This is a genomic window from Amycolatopsis sp. NPDC048633 (assembly GCF_040650695.1).
In the GTDB taxonomy this organism is placed as follows: domain Bacteria; phylum Actinomycetota; class Actinomycetes; order Mycobacteriales; family Pseudonocardiaceae; genus Amycolatopsis.
The window spans coordinates 257,216-272,730 of record NZ_JBEZHS010000001.1; the positions used below are offsets into that span (position 1 = coordinate 257,216).

A 15,515-nucleotide genomic window follows, 5' to 3' on the forward strand; every position below is an offset into this window, starting at 1 on the left:
ATGCCTTACTACCGGCGAGTAGGTGAGATCCCGCACAAGCGGCACACCGCGTTCCGGAAGCCGGACGGCGGGCTCTACGCCGAGGAGCTGATGGGCGTCGAGGGCTTCTCCGCCGACTCCGCCCTGCTCTACCACCGCGGCCTGCCGACGGCGATCGTCGACGCCGTGGCCGTCGAGGAGGACCGCGGGGCGCTGACGCCGAACCACCCGCTCAAGCCGCGGGCCTACCAGACGAAGGACCTCAAGTTCGGCGGCGAGGCCGACGCGGTGACCGATCGGCGCCGGCTGTTCGGCAACAACGACGTCACCATCGGGTTCGTCACGGCGACCGCCCCCAGCCCGCTGTACCGCAACGCGGCCGGCGACGAGCTGTTCTACGTCCAGGGCGGCTCCGCGACCGTCGAGACGATCTACGGCAGCCTCGAGGTCGGCGACGGCGACTACCTCGTGCTCCCGACGTCGTGCACCTACCGCGTCCTCCCCCACGGCGAGGTCGGCCTCTTCATCCTGGAGGCGCGCGGGCACATCGGGCCGCCGAAGCGGTACCTGTCGGCGAAGGGCCAGTTCCTGGAGCACTCGCCGTACTGCGAGCGCGACGTCCGCGGGCCGGCCGAGCCGCTGCTGGAAGACGGCGAGGACGTCGAGGTCCTCGTGCGCCACCGCGCGGGCCTGACGCGCTACACGTACGCGACGCACCCCTTCGACGTCGTCGGCTGGGACGGCTGCCTCTACCCGTGGGCGTTCACCATCGACGACTTCGAGCCCATCACCGGCCGCGTCCACCAGCCGCCGCCCGTGCACCAGACGTTCGAGGGCCCGAACTTCGTCGTCTGCTCCTTCTGCCCGCGGAAGGTCGACTACCACGAGGACTCGATCCCGGTGCCGTACAACCACGCGAACGTCGACTCCGACGAGCTGATGTTCTACGTGCGCGGCAACTACGAGGCCCGCAAGGGGTCGGGGATCGGGATCGGCTCGCTGTCGCTGCACCCGTCCGGCTTCACGCACGGCCCGCAGCCGGGCGCGGCGGAGGCGTCGATCGGCGCGGAGTTCTTCGACGAGACCGCCGTCATGGTCGACACCTTCGCGCCACTGGAGCTCGGCGAGGCCGCCGAGGCGTCCGAGGACCCCGGTTACGCGTGGACGTGGTCGCGCCGCGGCCCTAAGGGATAGTCAAGTTTCGGAATTACCGTCCCCTTCCTGTTCCGCTGCCCGATAATGGTATTTCGGCGGTGGCACGGGGAGGGTTCGATGATCAATTCCCAACCAGCACGGCGAAAGAGAAAGATTCTCCCGTTCGTGGCCGCGATCGTGGTGGCGGCCGCGCTGATCATCGGGATCCGCGCCTGGACCAGTGGCTCGGGCGATGAGGCGGACGAGGTGAAATGCACCGGCTCGGACGCCGTCGCCCTCAACGTCGCGTCGTCCCCGGAAAAGGTCGGAATAGTCCAAGAAGCCGCCAAGGCCTACTCCGGACGGTCGGTCGCCGGGCATTGCGTCGACGTCATCGTGAAATCGAAGTCGTCGGGCATCGCGATGCAGGCGCTGGCGAACGGCTGGAACGAGGCGACCGACGGGCCGCGCCCCGACGTCTGGACGCCGGCCGCGAGCGGCTGGGTCAACCTGCTGCGCGTCAACGCGAAGGGCGACTCGGCGTCGATCGTGCCGGACGGCGACCCGCAGTCGGTCGCGAACTCGCCGCTGACCGTCGCCATGCCGAAGCCGATGGCCGAGGCACTGGGCTGGCCGGCGAAGCCGATCGGCTGGAAGGACCTCGCCACGCTGGCGACCGACCCGGCCGGCTGGGCGAAGTACGGCCACCCGGAGTGGGGCAAGTTCCGGCTCGGCAAGACGAACCCGAACATCTCCACCGCCGGCCTGAACGCCACCATCGGCGCGTACTACGCGGCCACCGGCACGTCGTCCGACCTCACCGCCGCCGCGCTCGAGAAGCCCGAGGCCAAGCAGTTCGTCACGAACATCGAGCAGGCGATCGTGCACTACGGCGACAACACGCTGACCTTCCTGACGAACCTGCAGAAGGCCGACGACCGCGGCGCGGCGCTGTCCTACATCTCGGCGGTGACCGTCGAGGAGAGCTCGCTGATCGGCTACAACCAGGGCAACCCGACGAACGACCCGGCCAAGGTCGGCCAGCACGCGCCGCCGAAGGTGCCGATCGTCGCGATCTACCCGGCGGACGGCACGCTCAACTCCGACCACCCGTTCGTCACGCTGAACTGGGCCGACGCGACCCGCAAGCAGATCGCCACGGACTTCCTGGGCTACCTGCGCGGGCCGGAGACGCAGCCGAAGTTCGCCGCGCTGGGCTTCCGGTCCTTCGACGGCAAGCCGGGCCCGCAGGTGACGACGGCGAACGGCGCCCAGCCGGACGCGAAGATCAGCTTCCTGCGGCCGCCGTCGCCGACGGTGCTCACGAAGCTGCTGACCACGTGGACCGAGCTGCGCAAGAAGGCGAACGTGCTGCTGGTCGTGGACGTCTCGGGCTCGATGGGCGACGAGGTCAAGGGCACCGGCAAGAGCAAGATCGACCTGGCCAAGCAGGCCGCGATCGACGCGCTCGGCCAGTTCGTGCCGCGCGACCAGGTCGGGCTCTGGCAGTTCTCCACCCACCTCGATGGCGACAAGGACTACCAGGAGCTGGTGCCGGTGCAGGCGCTCGGGACCGGCGGCAAGGAGCTCCTCGCCAACCGGCTGGGCGGGCTGACGCCGCAGGCGGGCACCGGGCTCTACGACTCTTCGCAGGCCGCGTACGAGTACATGAAGGCGCACATCGACCCGGCGGCGATCAACGCGGTCGTGGTGCTGACCGACGGCCGCAACGAGGACTCCGGCGGCGTCGACCTCGAACACCTGCTGCCGCAGCTGCGGCCGGAGGGCAACGCGGAGACGGTCCGGCTGTTCACCATCGCCTACGGCTCGGACGCCGACCAGGACGTGCTGAAGCAGATCGCGGAAGCGACCGAGGGATCGGAGTACGATTCGTCCAAACCGGACTCGATCAACCAGGTGTTCACCTCCGTGATTTCGAATTTCTGACATGAAGTTCGCCCGTGAGCTCGCCGAACCGTGGGGGCTGCTGCTGGCCGCCACGTCGGCCGGGGTGGCGTGGGCCGTCCAGCTGCCGGTCGTCGCGTCGCTCGGGGTGGGCGTCGCCGTGCTCGCGGCCTGGGCGGGCGTGGCCGTCGCGACCCGCGAGAAGGAACCTGCGCCCCGCGAAGCGCGGATCCTCGACGTCGCCGCGGGTTCCGCCGAGGAGAACTGGCTGCGCCGGGCCGAAGGCGCGGCCGACGGGTTCGCCTCGCTCAGCGAATCCCTCGACACCGGCCCGCTCGCCGACCGCGTCGCGGACATGGAGCCGGTGGTCCAGGAGACGCTGGCGACGCTCCGGCGTCTCGCGGGACGCGCGTCGGCGACCGGAAAGGCCCTGTCCCGCGTCGACCTCGACGTCGTGACGCGGGAGCGGCGCCGGCTGGAGCAGTCGATGGGATCGGCGCGCGAGGAGGTCCGCGGTGATCTCGAACAGGCGTTGACGGCGGTGAAGGCCCAGGAGGACGTGCACGCACGGCTTTCCGGCGCGCGCGACAAGCTGCTGGCGCAGCTGCAGTCGGGCGCGCTCGGGTTGGACAGCCTGGTGGCGCGCGTCGCGGAGCTGACGGCCGCGACGACGGACTTCGCGGTCGACACCGGGGCGGTGCGGGAACTGAGCGACCAGCTGGAGGGCATCCGGCAGGGCGTGCTCGAGACCGAGCAGGCGACGCGGAAGTCGCTGGGTTAGGCGGCCACCGGCGTCCGGTCCCGGCGGGGCAGCAGCAACGGCGTCACCAGCACCAGTACCCCGGCGGCGCCGATCGCGACCCGGATACCGGTGAAGCTCGCGAGGACACCCCAGAGCGCGGTCAGCGCGGCGATCGACGCCTTGGTGCTGACCGACCACGCCGAGAGCGTGCTCGCGACGCGGTCCGCCGGGAGCTGCTCGAGCCGGTAGGTCGCGAGCACCGGGTTGAACACGCTGCAGCAGACGATCAAGCCGAGTTCGACGACCATGACGAAGGCGAGCCCGCCGGCGCCGGTCGGCAGGAAGGCCAGCGCGAGCAGCCAGCACGCGCGCAGCGTCCCCGACGTCAGCAGCACGGGGTGGCGCCCGAACCGCGCGACGAGCCGCGGGGTCAGCCGCGACCCGGCGAGCCCGCCGAGGCACGGGACCGCGAACGCGAGCCCGTACTGCCACGGCGTGAAGCCGAGCTGGTTCAGCATCAGCACGGCCAGCAGCGGCTCGGTTCCCATGATCAGGCCGTTGAACAGCAGGACGTTGAAGTACAGCGGCCGCAGCCCGGGGTGCGTCAGGATCGTGCGCCAGCCGCCGGCGAGGTCACGCACACGCGGCCGGGCGGTCTGCCGCGGCCGCGGCTCGTCCCCGCCGATCGCCCGGATCCCGAGCGCGGAGAGCAGGAAGCTGACGGCGTTGGCCGCGATCGACGTCACCGGGCCGAAGAGCGCGAACGCCGCCCCGCCGAGCGGCGGGCCGAGCGCGGTGGCCGTCCAGTTCGTCGACTCGAACCGCCCGTTCGCGACGAGCAGGTCTTCGGGCGGCACGAGCCCCTTCAGGTAGGCGCCGCTCGCCGACGTGAAGGTGATGTCCGCCGCGGCGACGACGACCGAGACGACGAGGAGCTGGGCGAAACCCAGCGACCCGATGGCGTAGAGGGCGGGCACGCTGACCAGCGCGGCGAACCGGACGAGGTCCATGGCCACCAGCACCGGGCGCTTGCGCTGCCGGTCGACCCACGGCCCCAGCGGCACGGCCACGAGCGCGCCCACGGCCGGGCCGACCGCGGCGAGCGCCGAGACGGCCGCGGGTCCCGCGTGCAGCACGAGGATCGCCAGCATGGGAAAGGCGCCGAAACCGAGCCAGGTCCCGAACGCGCTCACGGCGTAAGCCGTCCACAGCAACCTGAACCGCCGCCCGAGCGACCTTCCGCGCATCACCGGAGGATCAAAGCCGGGAACGGCCCGGCGAAGCAAACAACCGACGCGGCGGCGAGCCACAACACCGCGTTGTGAACCTAGAGTCGTCCGCTGTGGACCTCGATGCCGTGCGCACGTTCGTCGCCGCCGTGGAGGCGGGCCGGTTCCAGGACGCCGCGGCGGATCTCTCGATCACCCAGCAAGCCGTCTCGAAGCGCATCGCCGTGCTGGAGAAGTCACTCGGGACGCGGTTGTTCACGCGCACCGCGCGCGGAGCCGTGCTCACCGGTGACGGGCAGGCCTTCCTGCCGCACGCCCGTTCGCTGTTGTCGGCCGAAGCGCGAGCGCTCGCGTCGGTCCGCACCGGCCCGCTCCGGGTCGACGTCATCGGCCGGCGGCTGTGCCCGGCGACGCTGCTCCGCGGATTCCACGAGGCTCATCCTGAGTTCGCGCTGCAGGTCGTGACACTCTTCGACGCCGCCTCGGCGTTCGCGGCCGTCCGGGAAGGCAGCGTCGATGCCTCCTTCCGCGCGGTGGACGTGCTGCCCGACGACGTGGAGTCGGCCTGGGTGTTCGACGAGCCGCTCGAGCTGCTGTGCGGACCCGGGCACGTCCTGTCGAGCACGGCCGCGGTCACGCCCGGGGACCTGCGCGGTCATCGGATCCGGATGCCGGGGATCGTGCCCGGCACGGAATGGGGCGCGTACTACGCCGAGCTCGCGGACGTGTTCGGGTTGTCGATCGATGCCGCCGGGCCGAACTTCGGGACCGAGGTGGTGCTGGACGAGCTGGCCGGATCGGGCGAGGTGGCGACGCTGGTCGGGGCCGGCGTGCGGCTGTCGTGGCCGGCCGGCCACGACCTGCGCCGGGTCGCGATCCAGGATCCGGCGCCGGTGTACCCGCATTCGCTGGTCTGGCGACGGGGCAACGCGCACCCGGCGCTGGCCGCGCTGCGGACGCACCTCAAGAAGGGCGAACGGGCCGCCGGCGCTTGGCGGCCGAGCTGGGCTCAGCCGAGCCAGACCGTGCCCAGCACCGGGTAACCGGGCACGCCTGTCTTGGCCGCGCCCGGCCTGGGCACCCCAGCGATCCACAGCCGGCCCGTCGCCGCGATGTTCGCCGCCATCGAGGGGTCCGCCTTGGGCAGGCGGAACCCGATCACCTGGCCGTCGGCCAGCATGGTCAAGCCGCTGAGCCGGGCGGCGCCGTGGCGGCCCATGCGGACCGGGCCGTCCAGGACCGCGCGCAGCTCCGTCCAGTGGTCCGCCGGCAGCGGACGCTGGTAGGTGACCGATCGCAGCGCGGTCACGAGCGCACCCAGCAAGGCGCCGGCGGCGAACGCCCACGCGATCCACCCCATGACCGGGAAGTCGAGCCGGACCCACCCCGCGAAACCCGCCAGGACCAGCAGGAACACGGCCGTCGCGCGCAGCTCGCGGGCGATCTGGCGGCGGTGCGCGGTCAGCACGGGATCGAGCCTCGGGGACCAGGACCCGGCCGGTTCCGGCACCGCGACGGCAGCCCACGGCGGCGCGTCGAGGATCCGGGCGCGGCGCAGCCGCACCACCCCGGAGAAGCCGACGAACACCTTCGGGCCCCGCCCCAGCAGCCAGACCCGCCGGTGCCCGGCCACCAGCAGCCGGTGCGCCTCGTCGAGCCGGACGCGCAGCCACCGGCCGTCCGGCAGGCGCACGCCGACCGTCCGCCCGGCCGCGACCAGGCCGTCGGCGGTGATGTCCACCCGCCGGAACGCTTCCCGCTTCAGCCGCGTTTCGGGCACCTGGACGTACGCGCGGTAGAGCCACCACGCCTCGACCGAGCCGGCCAGGGCGATCGTGCCGACCGTCAGCGCCACCCCGGCCCCGGTGAAGAACTGGGCGACCCCGAACACCAGGAAGAACCAGGCCAGCAGCCGCCGGTTCGCGAGGTCGCGGCCGATCCGGTCGACGTACTCGCCGAAGATCGGCAGCGCGCCGGACGGCATGGCGGGATCGAGTTCGAACGCGAGCACGCGTTCGGGAACCGGGACGATCTGCACGCGGAGCCCCCACCGTGTCGACACTGGTCACCGGTCTTTTCGGAATTTTGCACATCGGCGTTACGGATACTCCGTTCGGCGGAACGGCCACGTGACCCGGCCCGCAATCGAGCGACTATCCAGACCGCCAGATTCAGGTTAGGCTCACCTAAGTAGGAGGTGAGCCGTGACCGAAGCCCCGACATCCATCCGCCGCCCGCCGGCGCCGAACCCCGCCGAGCGCGCCAAGACGATCGCGACCCGCAACGGTCCCGCGACCTTGATGCCCACCTGCGAACGCGCCGGTCTGGACGGCGAGCGCGTCGTCCCGGTCCTGCACCACGTGCACCACAGCGGCAGCGTCAGCGTGCTGCTGCCCGACGACCACGCGATGGTCCGCGCGGCCAAGCAGACCCAGCGCGGCGAGCTGGCCGTGATGGTCGAGCTCGCCGACCAGGCGCCGGTCGAACTGCGGGAACCGATCCGCGGCCTGCTGTGGATCACCGGCTGGCTGCGACCGCTCACGCCGGTTTCGGCCCGCGCACGGGCGATGTCGATCGCCGAGTCGCGGCCGGACGAACGGCTCCTCGACGTCGGCCACGGCGTGACACTGCTGCGGCTCACCCCGGCGTCGCTCGTGCTCGCCGACGCCGAAGGCACGCACTCGCTGCGCCCGCACATGTTCAGCGCGGCGCCGCCCGACCCGTTCCACGACTACGAGGCCCAGTGGCTGCGACACCTGGAGAGCGACCACTCCGACGTCGTCGAGCAGCTGGCCAAGCACCTGCCCGCGGAGCTGCGCGGCGGCCGGATCCGCCCGCTCGGGCTCGACCGGTTCGGGCTGCGGCTGCGCGTCGAGTCCGACGCGGGCGACCACGACGTCCGGCTGGCGTTCTCGAAGTCCGTCGACAGCCCGCCGCAGCTCGCGATGGAGCTGCGGCGGCTGGTCGGCTGCCCGTTCCTGCGGGGTGCGTCAGGCTAGTTCGGCGGGGAAGCCGCCCTTGGCCAGCGGGCCCCAGCTCTCGATCGTCACGCGGATGATGCTCTTGCCCTGCTTGACCATGGCTTCGCGGTATTCGTCCCAGTCCGGGTGTTCGCCCGAAATGCTGCGGAAGTAGTCCACGAGCGGTTCGACGGAATCGGGGATGTCCAGCACCTCGGCGGTGCCGTTGAGCTGGACCCACTTGTCGTTCCACTCGTCGGACAGGATGCAGGCCGAGACGTTCGGGTTGCGCTTGATGTTCACGATCTTCGCGCGCTTCGGGTAGGTCGAGATGACCAGCCGGCCCTCGGCGTCGACACCGCAGGTGACGGGCGAGAGCTGCGGGCCGCCGTCGGCCTTCGTGGTCAGCAGGATCGCGCGGTGGCGGGTGGACAGGAACTCGACCAGCTCGGCGCGGTCGACGGTTTCGTTGGTGGCGATGCTCCTCGGCATACCCCGAAGGTAGCGTGCGCACATGACGTTCACCGCGCGATCGTGGCTGGCCCCGGCCCGGCCGGAGTTTCCCGGGACGATCGAGGACCCGCGGGAACGCAAGGCGATCAAGATCGAGCTGCTGATCGTCTTCGGCATCACGCTCGGGCTGTCCGGGGTGCGCAGCCTGCTGTCCCTTGTGGACTCGCTGCTGCAGCCGGCGCCGCTGGCCCAGCAGCAGGTCCAGCTCAACGTGCCCCAGGCCGCGGCGAGCCTGATCGACCTGCTCAAGCAGCTGCTCTCGGCCGCCCAGCTGGTCGGCTGGGGCGCGCTCGGGCTGTACTTCCTGTGGCGCGCCGGGATCAAGATCGCCCAGGTCGGGCTGGACCGCCGCGCCCCCGGCCGCGACGCGCTGCTGACCCTCGGGCTGGCCGCGCTGATCGGGATCCCCGGCCTCGCGCTGTACTTCATCTCCTACCACCTTGGCTTCAGCCTGGCGGTGCAACCGTCCACTTTGAACGACACGTGGTGGCGGCCGGTCACGCTGACGCTTTCCGCGTTCGGCAACGCCTTCGCCGAAGAGGTCCTGGTCATCGGCTACCTGCTGACGCGACTGCGCCAGCTCGGCGTCCGGGAGAACACCGCGGTGTTCGGCGCCGCCGTGCTGCGCGGGTCGTACCACCTGTACCAGGGCTTCGGCGGGTTCGTCGGCAACTTCATCATGGGCCTGGTGTTCGGGCGGCTGTGGCAGAAAACGAACCGGCTGTGGCCGCTGGTCGCCGCGCACACGCTGTTCGACTTCGTTTCTTTCGTCGGGTATGCCCTGTTGAAGGGGCACGTTTCCTGGTTGCCCTGACTAAGCTCGAGGGGTGATCGACGAAACGGCACCTCCCCGGGTGGACAGCGAAGTCGGACCCCTGCGCGCGGTGCTGCTGCACCGGCCCGGCAACGAGCTCAAAAGGCTGACGCCCCGCAACAACGACCAGCTCCTGTTCGACTCGATCCCGTGGGTCGACCGGGCCCAGGCCGAGCACGACGCGTTCGCCGACGTGCTGCGCGGCCGCGGCGTCGAAGTGCTGCTGCTGGCCGACGCGCTCCGGACGGCCCTCGAAGACAGCCGGGCCCACGCGGCCGGCGTCCACGCGGCGGTCGACGACCGGCGGCTCGGCGGCGACCTCGCCGACTCGCTGCGGTCGCACCTGTCCGGCGTCGGCGCGGCCGGCCTCGCCGAGGTGCTGATGGCCGGGATGACGTTCGAGGAGCTGCCGTCCGCGGAGGGCGCGTCGCTGGTGCGGATGATGAACCACCCGCACGACTTCGCCGTCGACCCGCTGCCGAACCTGCTGTTCACGCGCGACTCGTCGGCGTGGATCGCCGACCGGGTGGCGATCTCGTCGCTGACGATGCCCGCGCGCCGCCGCGAGACCGCCGTGCTGGACCTGATCTACGCCTACCACCCGTACTTCCGGCACGCGGCCCGCGCGTACGGCGCGCATTCGGCGCCGATCGAAGGCGGCGACGTGATGCTGCTGGCGCCGGGCGTGCTGGCCATCGGCGTCGGCGAGCGGACGACCGCGGCCGGCGCGGAGTCGCTCGCGCGGTCGGTGTTCGCCGACGGCATCGCGCACACCGTGCTGGCGGTCCCGATCGAGCAGTCCCGCGCGACGATGCACCTGGACACGGTGTGCACGATGGTCGACGCCGACGCGGTGGTGATGTACCCGCTGGCGCGCGACTCGCTGACGGCGTTCACGATCCGCCCGACCGGCGACGGCGGCGTCAAGGTCGCCGGCCCGACGCCGTTCCTGGCCGCCGCGGCCGAGGCGATGGAGATCGACCGGCTGCGCGTCATCGACACCGGCCTCGACCCGGTGACGGCCGAACGCGAGCAGTGGGACGACGGCAACAACACGCTCGCACTGGCACCCGGCGTCGTCGTCGGCTACGAGCGGAACGTCGAGACGAACGAGCGCCTGGAAGCGGCCGGCATCGAGGTGCTGCCGATCGCCGGGTCCGAGCTGGGCTCCGGCCGGGGCGGGCCGCGGTGCATGTCCTGCCCGATCCGCCGGGAACCGTTGCATTGATTTAAGTAAGCCTTCCCTAAATGCGTTCGACAATTTAGGGAAGGCTTACTTAAATTAGGGTGGTCTTCTTTAGGAATGGTAACCCTAATAGGGGAGAGATCACTACCCCCAAGTGGCCTTTCCGCCAATCTTGACCTATTCTGATCTGCATGGCCCTCACCAAGAAGAAAGAACCGCGCTCCAAGTTCTACGAACTGCTGCAGGCGCAGATCCACAACGAGTTCAACGCGTCCCAGCAGTACATCGCGCTCGCGGTGTGGTTCGACGCCGAGGACCTCCCGCAGCTGGCGAAGCACTTCTACAAGCAGTCGGTCGAAGAGCGCAACCACGCGATGGCGCTCGTGCAGTACATGCTGGACCGCGACCACCACGTCGAGATCCCCGGCACCGGCGAGGTGCGCACCGAGTTCTCCGGCGTCACCGAGATCATCGAGCTCGCGCTCGAGCAGGAGAAGGAAGTCGCCACCGACATCTCCGCGATGGCCAAGGCCGCCCGCGCCGAAGAGGACTACATCAGCGAGCAGTTCACGCAGTGGTTCCTCAAGGAGCAGGTCGAAGAGATCTCCCAGATGAACACGCTGCTGAACGTCGTCAAGCGCGCGAACGGCAACCTGTTCGAGGTCGAGAACCACCTGCACCGCGAGTCCGTCGGCGACGGCGGCCGCGACTCCGGGATGCCGCCGGTGGCCGGCGGAGCGCTGTAACTCGTCGAAAAGCCGAAACCCGGGCTCTCCCCCTGTGGACAGCCCGGGTTTTCGCATGTCGCCGGCGCTCAGCCGGCGCAGTCCTGGTTGACGCTCGCGAGGCTGGTCTGCACGACCCCGGAGTCGTCGAGCCGGAAGTGGTACGCGGCACCGGTGGTGATCGGGGCGACGACGCCACCCGACTCGTCCTTCGCCGCGGGGTAGGTCGCGAACACCTGCTCCTTGGTCGAGCCGGCGCCGACGCCCTCGGCGGTGTGCGCCGCCTGGTCCGGGGTGACGACGACCAGCCCGACGGTCTTCGAAATCACCACGCTCGCCGAAGCGGGCACGCCGCTCCCCTGCACGCTGTAGACGGTGCAGCTCGCGCCGGCCTGCGCCTCGGTGAGCGTGACGCCCTGCGCGGCGACCTGCGTCTCGGACATGCCGAGCTTGACGGCGCCGAAGCCGTCCGCGTCGAGCAGCGGCCCGCTCAGCACGGGCGGGAGCTTCGACGGCGGCTGGGCCGACGACGGCCGCGAAGCCTTCGACGGCGGCGAAGCCGGGGGCGCCGAGACCTCGATGTCCCGGGTGCTGGTCGGTCCCGGGACCGAGGTTTGGGGCTGCCGCCCGGCCGTGAGGTTCTCGGGCGGCTTGACGCTGATCGAAGATCCGTCGGCGGTCATCACCGCGGTGCCGTCCTCGGCGTGGAAGCGCAGCATCGTAAGCCCACCCGAGACGACCACCACGGCCGCCGCGACACCGGTCGCGGCCAGCACGCCCTGACGACGCCGTCGACGTCGTCGCGCACCGGCGACGATGGTCGTGCCGGCCTCCGGTGGTGGCGGCAGGTCCAGCCGTTCGTCGGCGAACAGCTCTCGCAGGCGCTGCTCGAGCTCGTCCTCGGAGATGTTCAACCCGCGTCACTCCCTTCGCCGTGGATGTCGGCCACCGTCAGTTTCACCCGCAGCGACGCGATCGCCTTGCTGGCCTGGCTCTTCACGGTGCCCTGCGTGACACCGAGGGCACCGGCGATCTCCGCTTCCGAGAGACCTTCGTAGTAACGCAGGACCATGACGGCCCGTTGTCTCGGCGGCAGCGTTCGTAACGCGCGCCACAGCGGCTCGTGCTCGAACGGGTCGTCCGGCACGTGCGGGCTGGTGTCCGGCAGATCGGCCACGAGGTTCTCGCGGCGCGTGCGGCGCCAGCGGCTGACGTGCGCGTTCGCCATCGACCGGCGGACGTAGGCGAGCGGGTCGCCCGTCTTCTCGTGCACGTAGGTCCAGCGCGAACCGATCTTCTCCAGCACGGTCTGCACCAGGTCGGCCGCGTCGTGCGGGTTGCCGGTGAGCGCGTGGCCGTACCGCAGCAGTCCCGGCAGGGTGGCCTGCACGAAATCGCCGAAGTCGACCAGCTCACCCGGCAACGTCGCGGCCCTCCCTCGGCCTGCGCTGGTCACCCAGGTATCTCCCCCGGTGAAGACGGGTGCCGCAGCCGTCACCGTATCGCCTCCCAACGGGGTCGGACAGTCGCTTTCCCCCTGCACACGCATCACAGCCCCCTCAGGTTGCCCGCGTTCCCGCCCGGATTCGTAGACGTCCGGGCGGGTGATGAGTTGTCCACGTCAGCGGTGCGCGAGCGAGTCCGGCAGCCGGAAACCGCCGCCGGTCGTCTCGGTGAACGCGTGCACGCCGACGACCGCGGCGTGCGGAATCGGCCCGTAGACGTGCGGAAACCACACCCCGGCCGGATGCGGCGGCGCGCCGTCTTCCCACCGGACGGGCGCGCCTGTTTTGGCCGGGTCGATCTCGAGCAGCACCAGGTCGGTACGGCCCCGGTAGAGCGCGTTGGCCGGCAGGTGCGCCGTGCCGAAGTCGGAACAGTGGACGAACCCGACTTCCCCCAGTGAAGACGGCCGGTACTCGCCGCCTTCGCCCACTTCGGCCCATTCGGCCGCCCCGCAGATGTGGAGTATCACGCGGAGAATAGTCCCACCACGACGATCCGGCGGCGGTGTCTCGTACGCCACATAACGCCTGGTTGAACGCTCACCGAGCAGTTTCCGGTCACCGGTACGGACCGGTGGTCCGGTGCTTTCCGACGGCGCACCTTCGAGCCGGGGGCCCGTCGCAGCGAGGCCCGGACGAAAACCGCCGCCGAGCGCGGTGCTCGACGGCGGGTCGTTGGTCCGGTGCGGGGTCAGCGCAGGGTGAGCTGGCGGCCGATCAAGCCGTCGCGCGCGCGGCGCTCCGCCGCGTTCAGCGGTTCGGCGTCGAGGGACTTCAGGGCCGTCTCGAGGCGGGTGCCGAGGGCGTCCTTCGCCTCGGCCCACTCGCGGGCGTGGGCCTCCGAGTCGAGGTCCCAGACCGGGACCAGCAGGCCGTGCGCCCGGAACGAACCGGCGTAGCGCGAGTTTTCGCCGAGGCCGAGCTCGCCGGCCGCGGACAGCCGGGCCAGCGCCTGGAGCAGCAGGTTCTCCGGCTCCGGGCGGACCCAGCGCAGGTGCGCCTTCTCGCCGGCCAAGACCCAGTAGGCACCGTGGCCGAGACGCTCGGTCGGCATGATCGCGGCGTTGGCGCGCTCGAGGGACACCGCGACGTCGCCGGTGGCGTCCGCGTCCTCCGGCAGCCACCAGGCGAAGTCCTTGTGCAGCGTGACGTCGAGCTCGGCGCCGGGGGCGAGCAGGTCCTGGAGGCGGGCGTGCTCGTCGGCGGACGGCGGGGTCGTCGTGTCCGGCACGCCGAGGACGTCGCCCTCCTTGGCGTCCAGCAGCCACTTCAGCGAGCGGCCGAGGTCGCGGCTGATGTCGGAGGAGCGGGTCTGCACCTGCAGGCCGAGGTAGCGCTCGCCGTCCGAGCGGACGAACGCGGCCGCGGCCATCGGCAGCACGGTGCCGAGGGTGACGTCGCCACCGTCGGCGAGGGTCAGCTTCGCCGTCGCGGACGGCACGAACTCGCGCAGCGCGATCAGCTCGGGCTCCGCCGCCAGCCCCTCGAACGGCTGACCGACGAAGACGTCGCGCACCTTCGGCTTGCGGTCCGACGCCTGCTTGGGACCCTTCTTGCGCGCGCCTTTGCCCACTGCTGCCTCCTCTGGCTCGGCTTGGAACGCTATCGAAGGGTTAGTCTCGCGACGTGTTCGACCCCCGCGATCTCGCGTTCCTGGAAGACCCGTACCCGGCGTTCGCCGCCCTGCGCGAGCAGGGCGACGTCCATTTTCACGACAGGCTCGGCTTGGCCGTGGCGGTGTCGCACGCCGCGTCGTCGGCGGTGCTGCGGCATCGCGGGCTGGGCCGGATCTGGCAGGACGCGCAGCCGCTCGAACGGTTCGCGTCGTTCAACCTGCTGCACCGCAACTCCCTGCTGGAGAACGAGCCGCCGGCCCACACCCGCCTGCGCCGCCTGATCGCGGGCGCGTTCGGCCGCGGCCACGTGCAACGGCTGCAGCCGATGGTCGCGACGCTCGCCGACCGGATGGTCGACGACCTCGCGGCCGCGATCGCCCGCGACGGCAGCGCGGACCTCCTGGAGCACCTGGCCCAGCCACTGCCGGTCGCGGTGATCGCCGAGCTGCTGGGCGTCCCCGGCACCGACGGGCCGCGAATGGTCGAGCTGTCCAACGCGATCGTCAAGATGTACGAGTACGGCCTGCCCGAGGACGGTCGCGACGCCGCCGAGCGAGCGGCCGCCGAGTTCGTCGAGTACGTCCGGTCCGTGGCTTCGGCCCGCGCCGACGCCCCGGGAGACGACATCATCAGCGACCTCCTGCGCAGCGAACTGACGCCGGACGAGCTGGTCGCGACCGCGGTGCTGTTGCTGATGGCCGGCCACGAAGCGACGGTCAACGTGCTCGGCAACGGCATCACGGCGCTGCTTACCCACCGGGACCAGTGGGAGCGCTTGCTGGCGGCTCCTTCCTTGCTGGATTCGTGCGTCGAAGAGCTGATCCGGTTCGACGCGCCGCTCCAGCTGTTCGAGCGGACGGCGACCGAGGATGTGTCGATCTGCGGTCATGTCGTTTCGCGGGGGCAGAAGATCGGCGCGCTGCTGGGTGCGGCGGCCCGCGACCCGAAGGTGTTCGACGCGCCGGACACCCTCGACATCGGACGGACACCGAACGCGCACCTCGGGTTCGGCCTGGGGATTCACTACTGCGTGGGAGCTCCTCTCGCTCGGGTGGAGATCGCCGCGGCGTTGAGTGCGCTGGCCGCGAAGCTGCCGGGTCTGCGGATCGCCGCGGCTCCGCGGCGACGGCCCGAGTTCGTGATCCGGGGACTGCGGGAGCTTCGGGTCACGGTGTGAGCCCGGTTCGGCGTGATCCGGGGCGGATCT

Annotated in this window: 16 protein-coding genes; 9 read left to right on the forward strand and 7 right to left on the reverse strand. The window is 71.0% G+C overall.

Annotated elements, in window-relative coordinates; translation table 11 throughout:
• The 3 genes from AB0C38_RS01360 (at position 1) to AB0C38_RS01370 (ending at position 3,799) form a co-directional block, all read left to right on the forward strand.
• A complete protein-coding gene (locus AB0C38_RS01360; protein ID WP_360664672.1) occupies positions 1–1,173 on the forward strand; it encodes a homogentisate 1,2-dioxygenase domain-containing protein in 1,173 nt (390 codons plus the stop codon).
• A gap of 78 nt (positions 1,174–1,251) precedes the next feature.
• A complete protein-coding gene (locus AB0C38_RS01365) occupies positions 1,252–3,060 on the forward strand; it encodes a substrate-binding and VWA domain-containing protein (RefSeq protein WP_360664675.1) in 1,809 nt (602 codons plus the stop codon).
• Position 3,061: 1 nt separating this feature from the next.
• On the forward strand, positions 3,062–3,799 hold the full coding sequence (locus AB0C38_RS01370) for a hypothetical protein (RefSeq protein ID WP_360664678.1): 738 nt from the start codon (positions 3,062–3,064) through the stop codon (positions 3,797–3,799).
• Here the strand turns inward: AB0C38_RS01370 and AB0C38_RS01375 are convergent.
• On the reverse strand, positions 3,796–5,010 hold the full coding sequence (locus tag AB0C38_RS01375; protein ID WP_360664681.1) for an MFS transporter: 1,215 nt from the start codon (positions 5,008–5,010) through the stop codon (positions 3,796–3,798). The genes AB0C38_RS01370 and AB0C38_RS01375 overlap by 4 nt on opposite strands.
• 92 nt (positions 5,011–5,102) lie before the next feature.
• Here AB0C38_RS01375 and AB0C38_RS01380 point away from each other — a divergent pair, with 92 nt between their 5' ends.
• Positions 5,103–6,032, forward strand: coding sequence for a LysR family transcriptional regulator (locus tag AB0C38_RS01380; RefSeq protein ID WP_360664684.1), 930 nt, complete (start codon positions 5,103–5,105; stop codon positions 6,030–6,032).
• On the opposite strand, the gene AB0C38_RS01385 is transcribed toward AB0C38_RS01380, so the two are convergent.
• Entirely contained in the window at positions 5,999–7,027 is a 1,029-nt protein-coding gene (locus AB0C38_RS01385; RefSeq protein ID WP_360664687.1) for a hypothetical protein, read from the reverse strand. The genes AB0C38_RS01380 and AB0C38_RS01385 overlap by 34 nt on opposite strands.
• A 166-nt stretch (positions 7,028–7,193) precedes the next feature.
• On the opposite strand from AB0C38_RS01385, the gene AB0C38_RS01390 reads away from it, so the two are divergent.
• Complete coding sequence (locus tag AB0C38_RS01390; RefSeq protein ID WP_360664689.1) at positions 7,194–7,988, forward strand: DUF2470 domain-containing protein; 795 nt, start codon at positions 7,194–7,196, stop codon at positions 7,986–7,988.
• Here AB0C38_RS01390 and AB0C38_RS01395 read toward each other — a convergent pair.
• Entirely contained in the window at positions 7,980–8,441 is a 462-nt protein-coding gene (locus tag AB0C38_RS01395; RefSeq protein WP_360664693.1) for a PPOX class F420-dependent oxidoreductase, read from the reverse strand. The genes AB0C38_RS01390 and AB0C38_RS01395 overlap by 9 nt on opposite strands.
• A 22-nt stretch (positions 8,442–8,463) precedes the next feature.
• Here AB0C38_RS01395 and AB0C38_RS01400 point away from each other — a divergent pair, with 22 nt between their 5' ends.
• From AB0C38_RS01400 to AB0C38_RS01410, 3 genes are all read left to right on the forward strand, one after another.
• The gene (locus tag AB0C38_RS01400; protein WP_360664696.1) at positions 8,464–9,276 is read left to right on the forward strand and encodes a type II CAAX endopeptidase family protein; all 813 of its coding nucleotides are present in this window, start codon (positions 8,464–8,466) and stop codon (positions 9,274–9,276) included.
• A 40-nt stretch (positions 9,277–9,316) separates the two neighbouring features.
• On the forward strand, positions 9,317–10,504 hold the full coding sequence (locus AB0C38_RS01405) for an arginine deiminase (protein WP_360667422.1): 1,188 nt from the start codon (positions 9,317–9,319) through the stop codon (positions 10,502–10,504).
• Positions 10,505–10,653: 149 nt separating this feature from the next.
• Positions 10,654–11,208 (forward strand): ferritin, encoded by a 555-nt coding sequence (locus AB0C38_RS01410; protein ID WP_360664698.1) that lies wholly within the window; start codon positions 10,654–10,656, stop codon positions 11,206–11,208.
• A gap of 68 nt (positions 11,209–11,276) precedes the next feature.
• On the opposite strand, the gene AB0C38_RS01415 is transcribed toward AB0C38_RS01410, so the two are convergent.
• The 4 genes from AB0C38_RS01415 to AB0C38_RS01430 form a co-directional block, all read right to left on the reverse strand.
• Positions 11,277–12,101, reverse strand: a complete 825-nt coding sequence (locus AB0C38_RS01415) for a hypothetical protein (protein ID WP_360664701.1) — start codon at positions 12,099–12,101, stop codon at positions 11,277–11,279.
• Positions 12,098–12,610 carry a SigE family RNA polymerase sigma factor gene (locus AB0C38_RS01420; protein ID WP_360667425.1) on the reverse strand — a complete coding sequence of 171 codons (513 nt, stop codon included), beginning with the start codon at positions 12,608–12,610 and terminating at the stop codon, positions 12,098–12,100. Before AB0C38_RS01420 ends, AB0C38_RS01415 begins: the two co-directional genes overlap by 4 nt.
• Before the next feature lie 198 nt (positions 12,611–12,808).
• Positions 12,809–13,162, reverse strand: a complete 354-nt coding sequence (locus AB0C38_RS01425) for a DUF952 domain-containing protein (RefSeq protein ID WP_360664703.1) — start codon at positions 13,160–13,162, stop codon at positions 12,809–12,811.
• 221 nt (positions 13,163–13,383) lie between these two features.
• Entirely contained in the window at positions 13,384–14,265 is an 882-nt protein-coding gene (locus AB0C38_RS01430; protein ID WP_360664705.1) for a DUF5926 family protein, read from the reverse strand.
• Positions 14,266–14,318: 53 nt separating this feature from the next.
• Here AB0C38_RS01430 and AB0C38_RS01435 point away from each other — a divergent pair, with 53 nt between their 5' ends.
• A complete protein-coding gene (locus AB0C38_RS01435; protein ID WP_360664708.1) occupies positions 14,319–15,485 on the forward strand; it encodes a cytochrome P450 in 1,167 nt (388 codons plus the stop codon).
• Positions 15,486–15,515 lie beyond the last annotated feature (30 nt).

Excerpts from the sequence above, each read along its gene's own strand:
- AB0C38_RS01360 (WP_360664672.1), top strand. The coding sequence starts at position 1 with ATGCCTTACTACCGGCGAGTAGGTGAGATCCCGCACAAGCGGCACACC.
- AB0C38_RS01365 (WP_360664675.1), top strand. The coding sequence starts at position 1,252 with ATGATCAATTCCCAACCAGCACGGCGAAAGAGAAAGATTCTCCCGTTC.
- AB0C38_RS01370 (WP_360664678.1), top strand. The coding sequence starts at position 3,062 with ATGAAGTTCGCCCGTGAGCTCGCCGAACCGTGGGGGCTGCTGCTGGCC.
- AB0C38_RS01395 (WP_360664693.1), bottom strand. The coding sequence starts at position 8,441 with ATGCCGAGGAGCATCGCCACCAACGAAACCGTCGACCGCGCCGAGCTG.
- AB0C38_RS01400 (WP_360664696.1), top strand. The coding sequence starts at position 8,464 with ATGACGTTCACCGCGCGATCGTGGCTGGCCCCGGCCCGGCCGGAGTTT.
- AB0C38_RS01410 (WP_360664698.1), top strand. The coding sequence starts at position 10,654 with ATGGCCCTCACCAAGAAGAAAGAACCGCGCTCCAAGTTCTACGAACTG.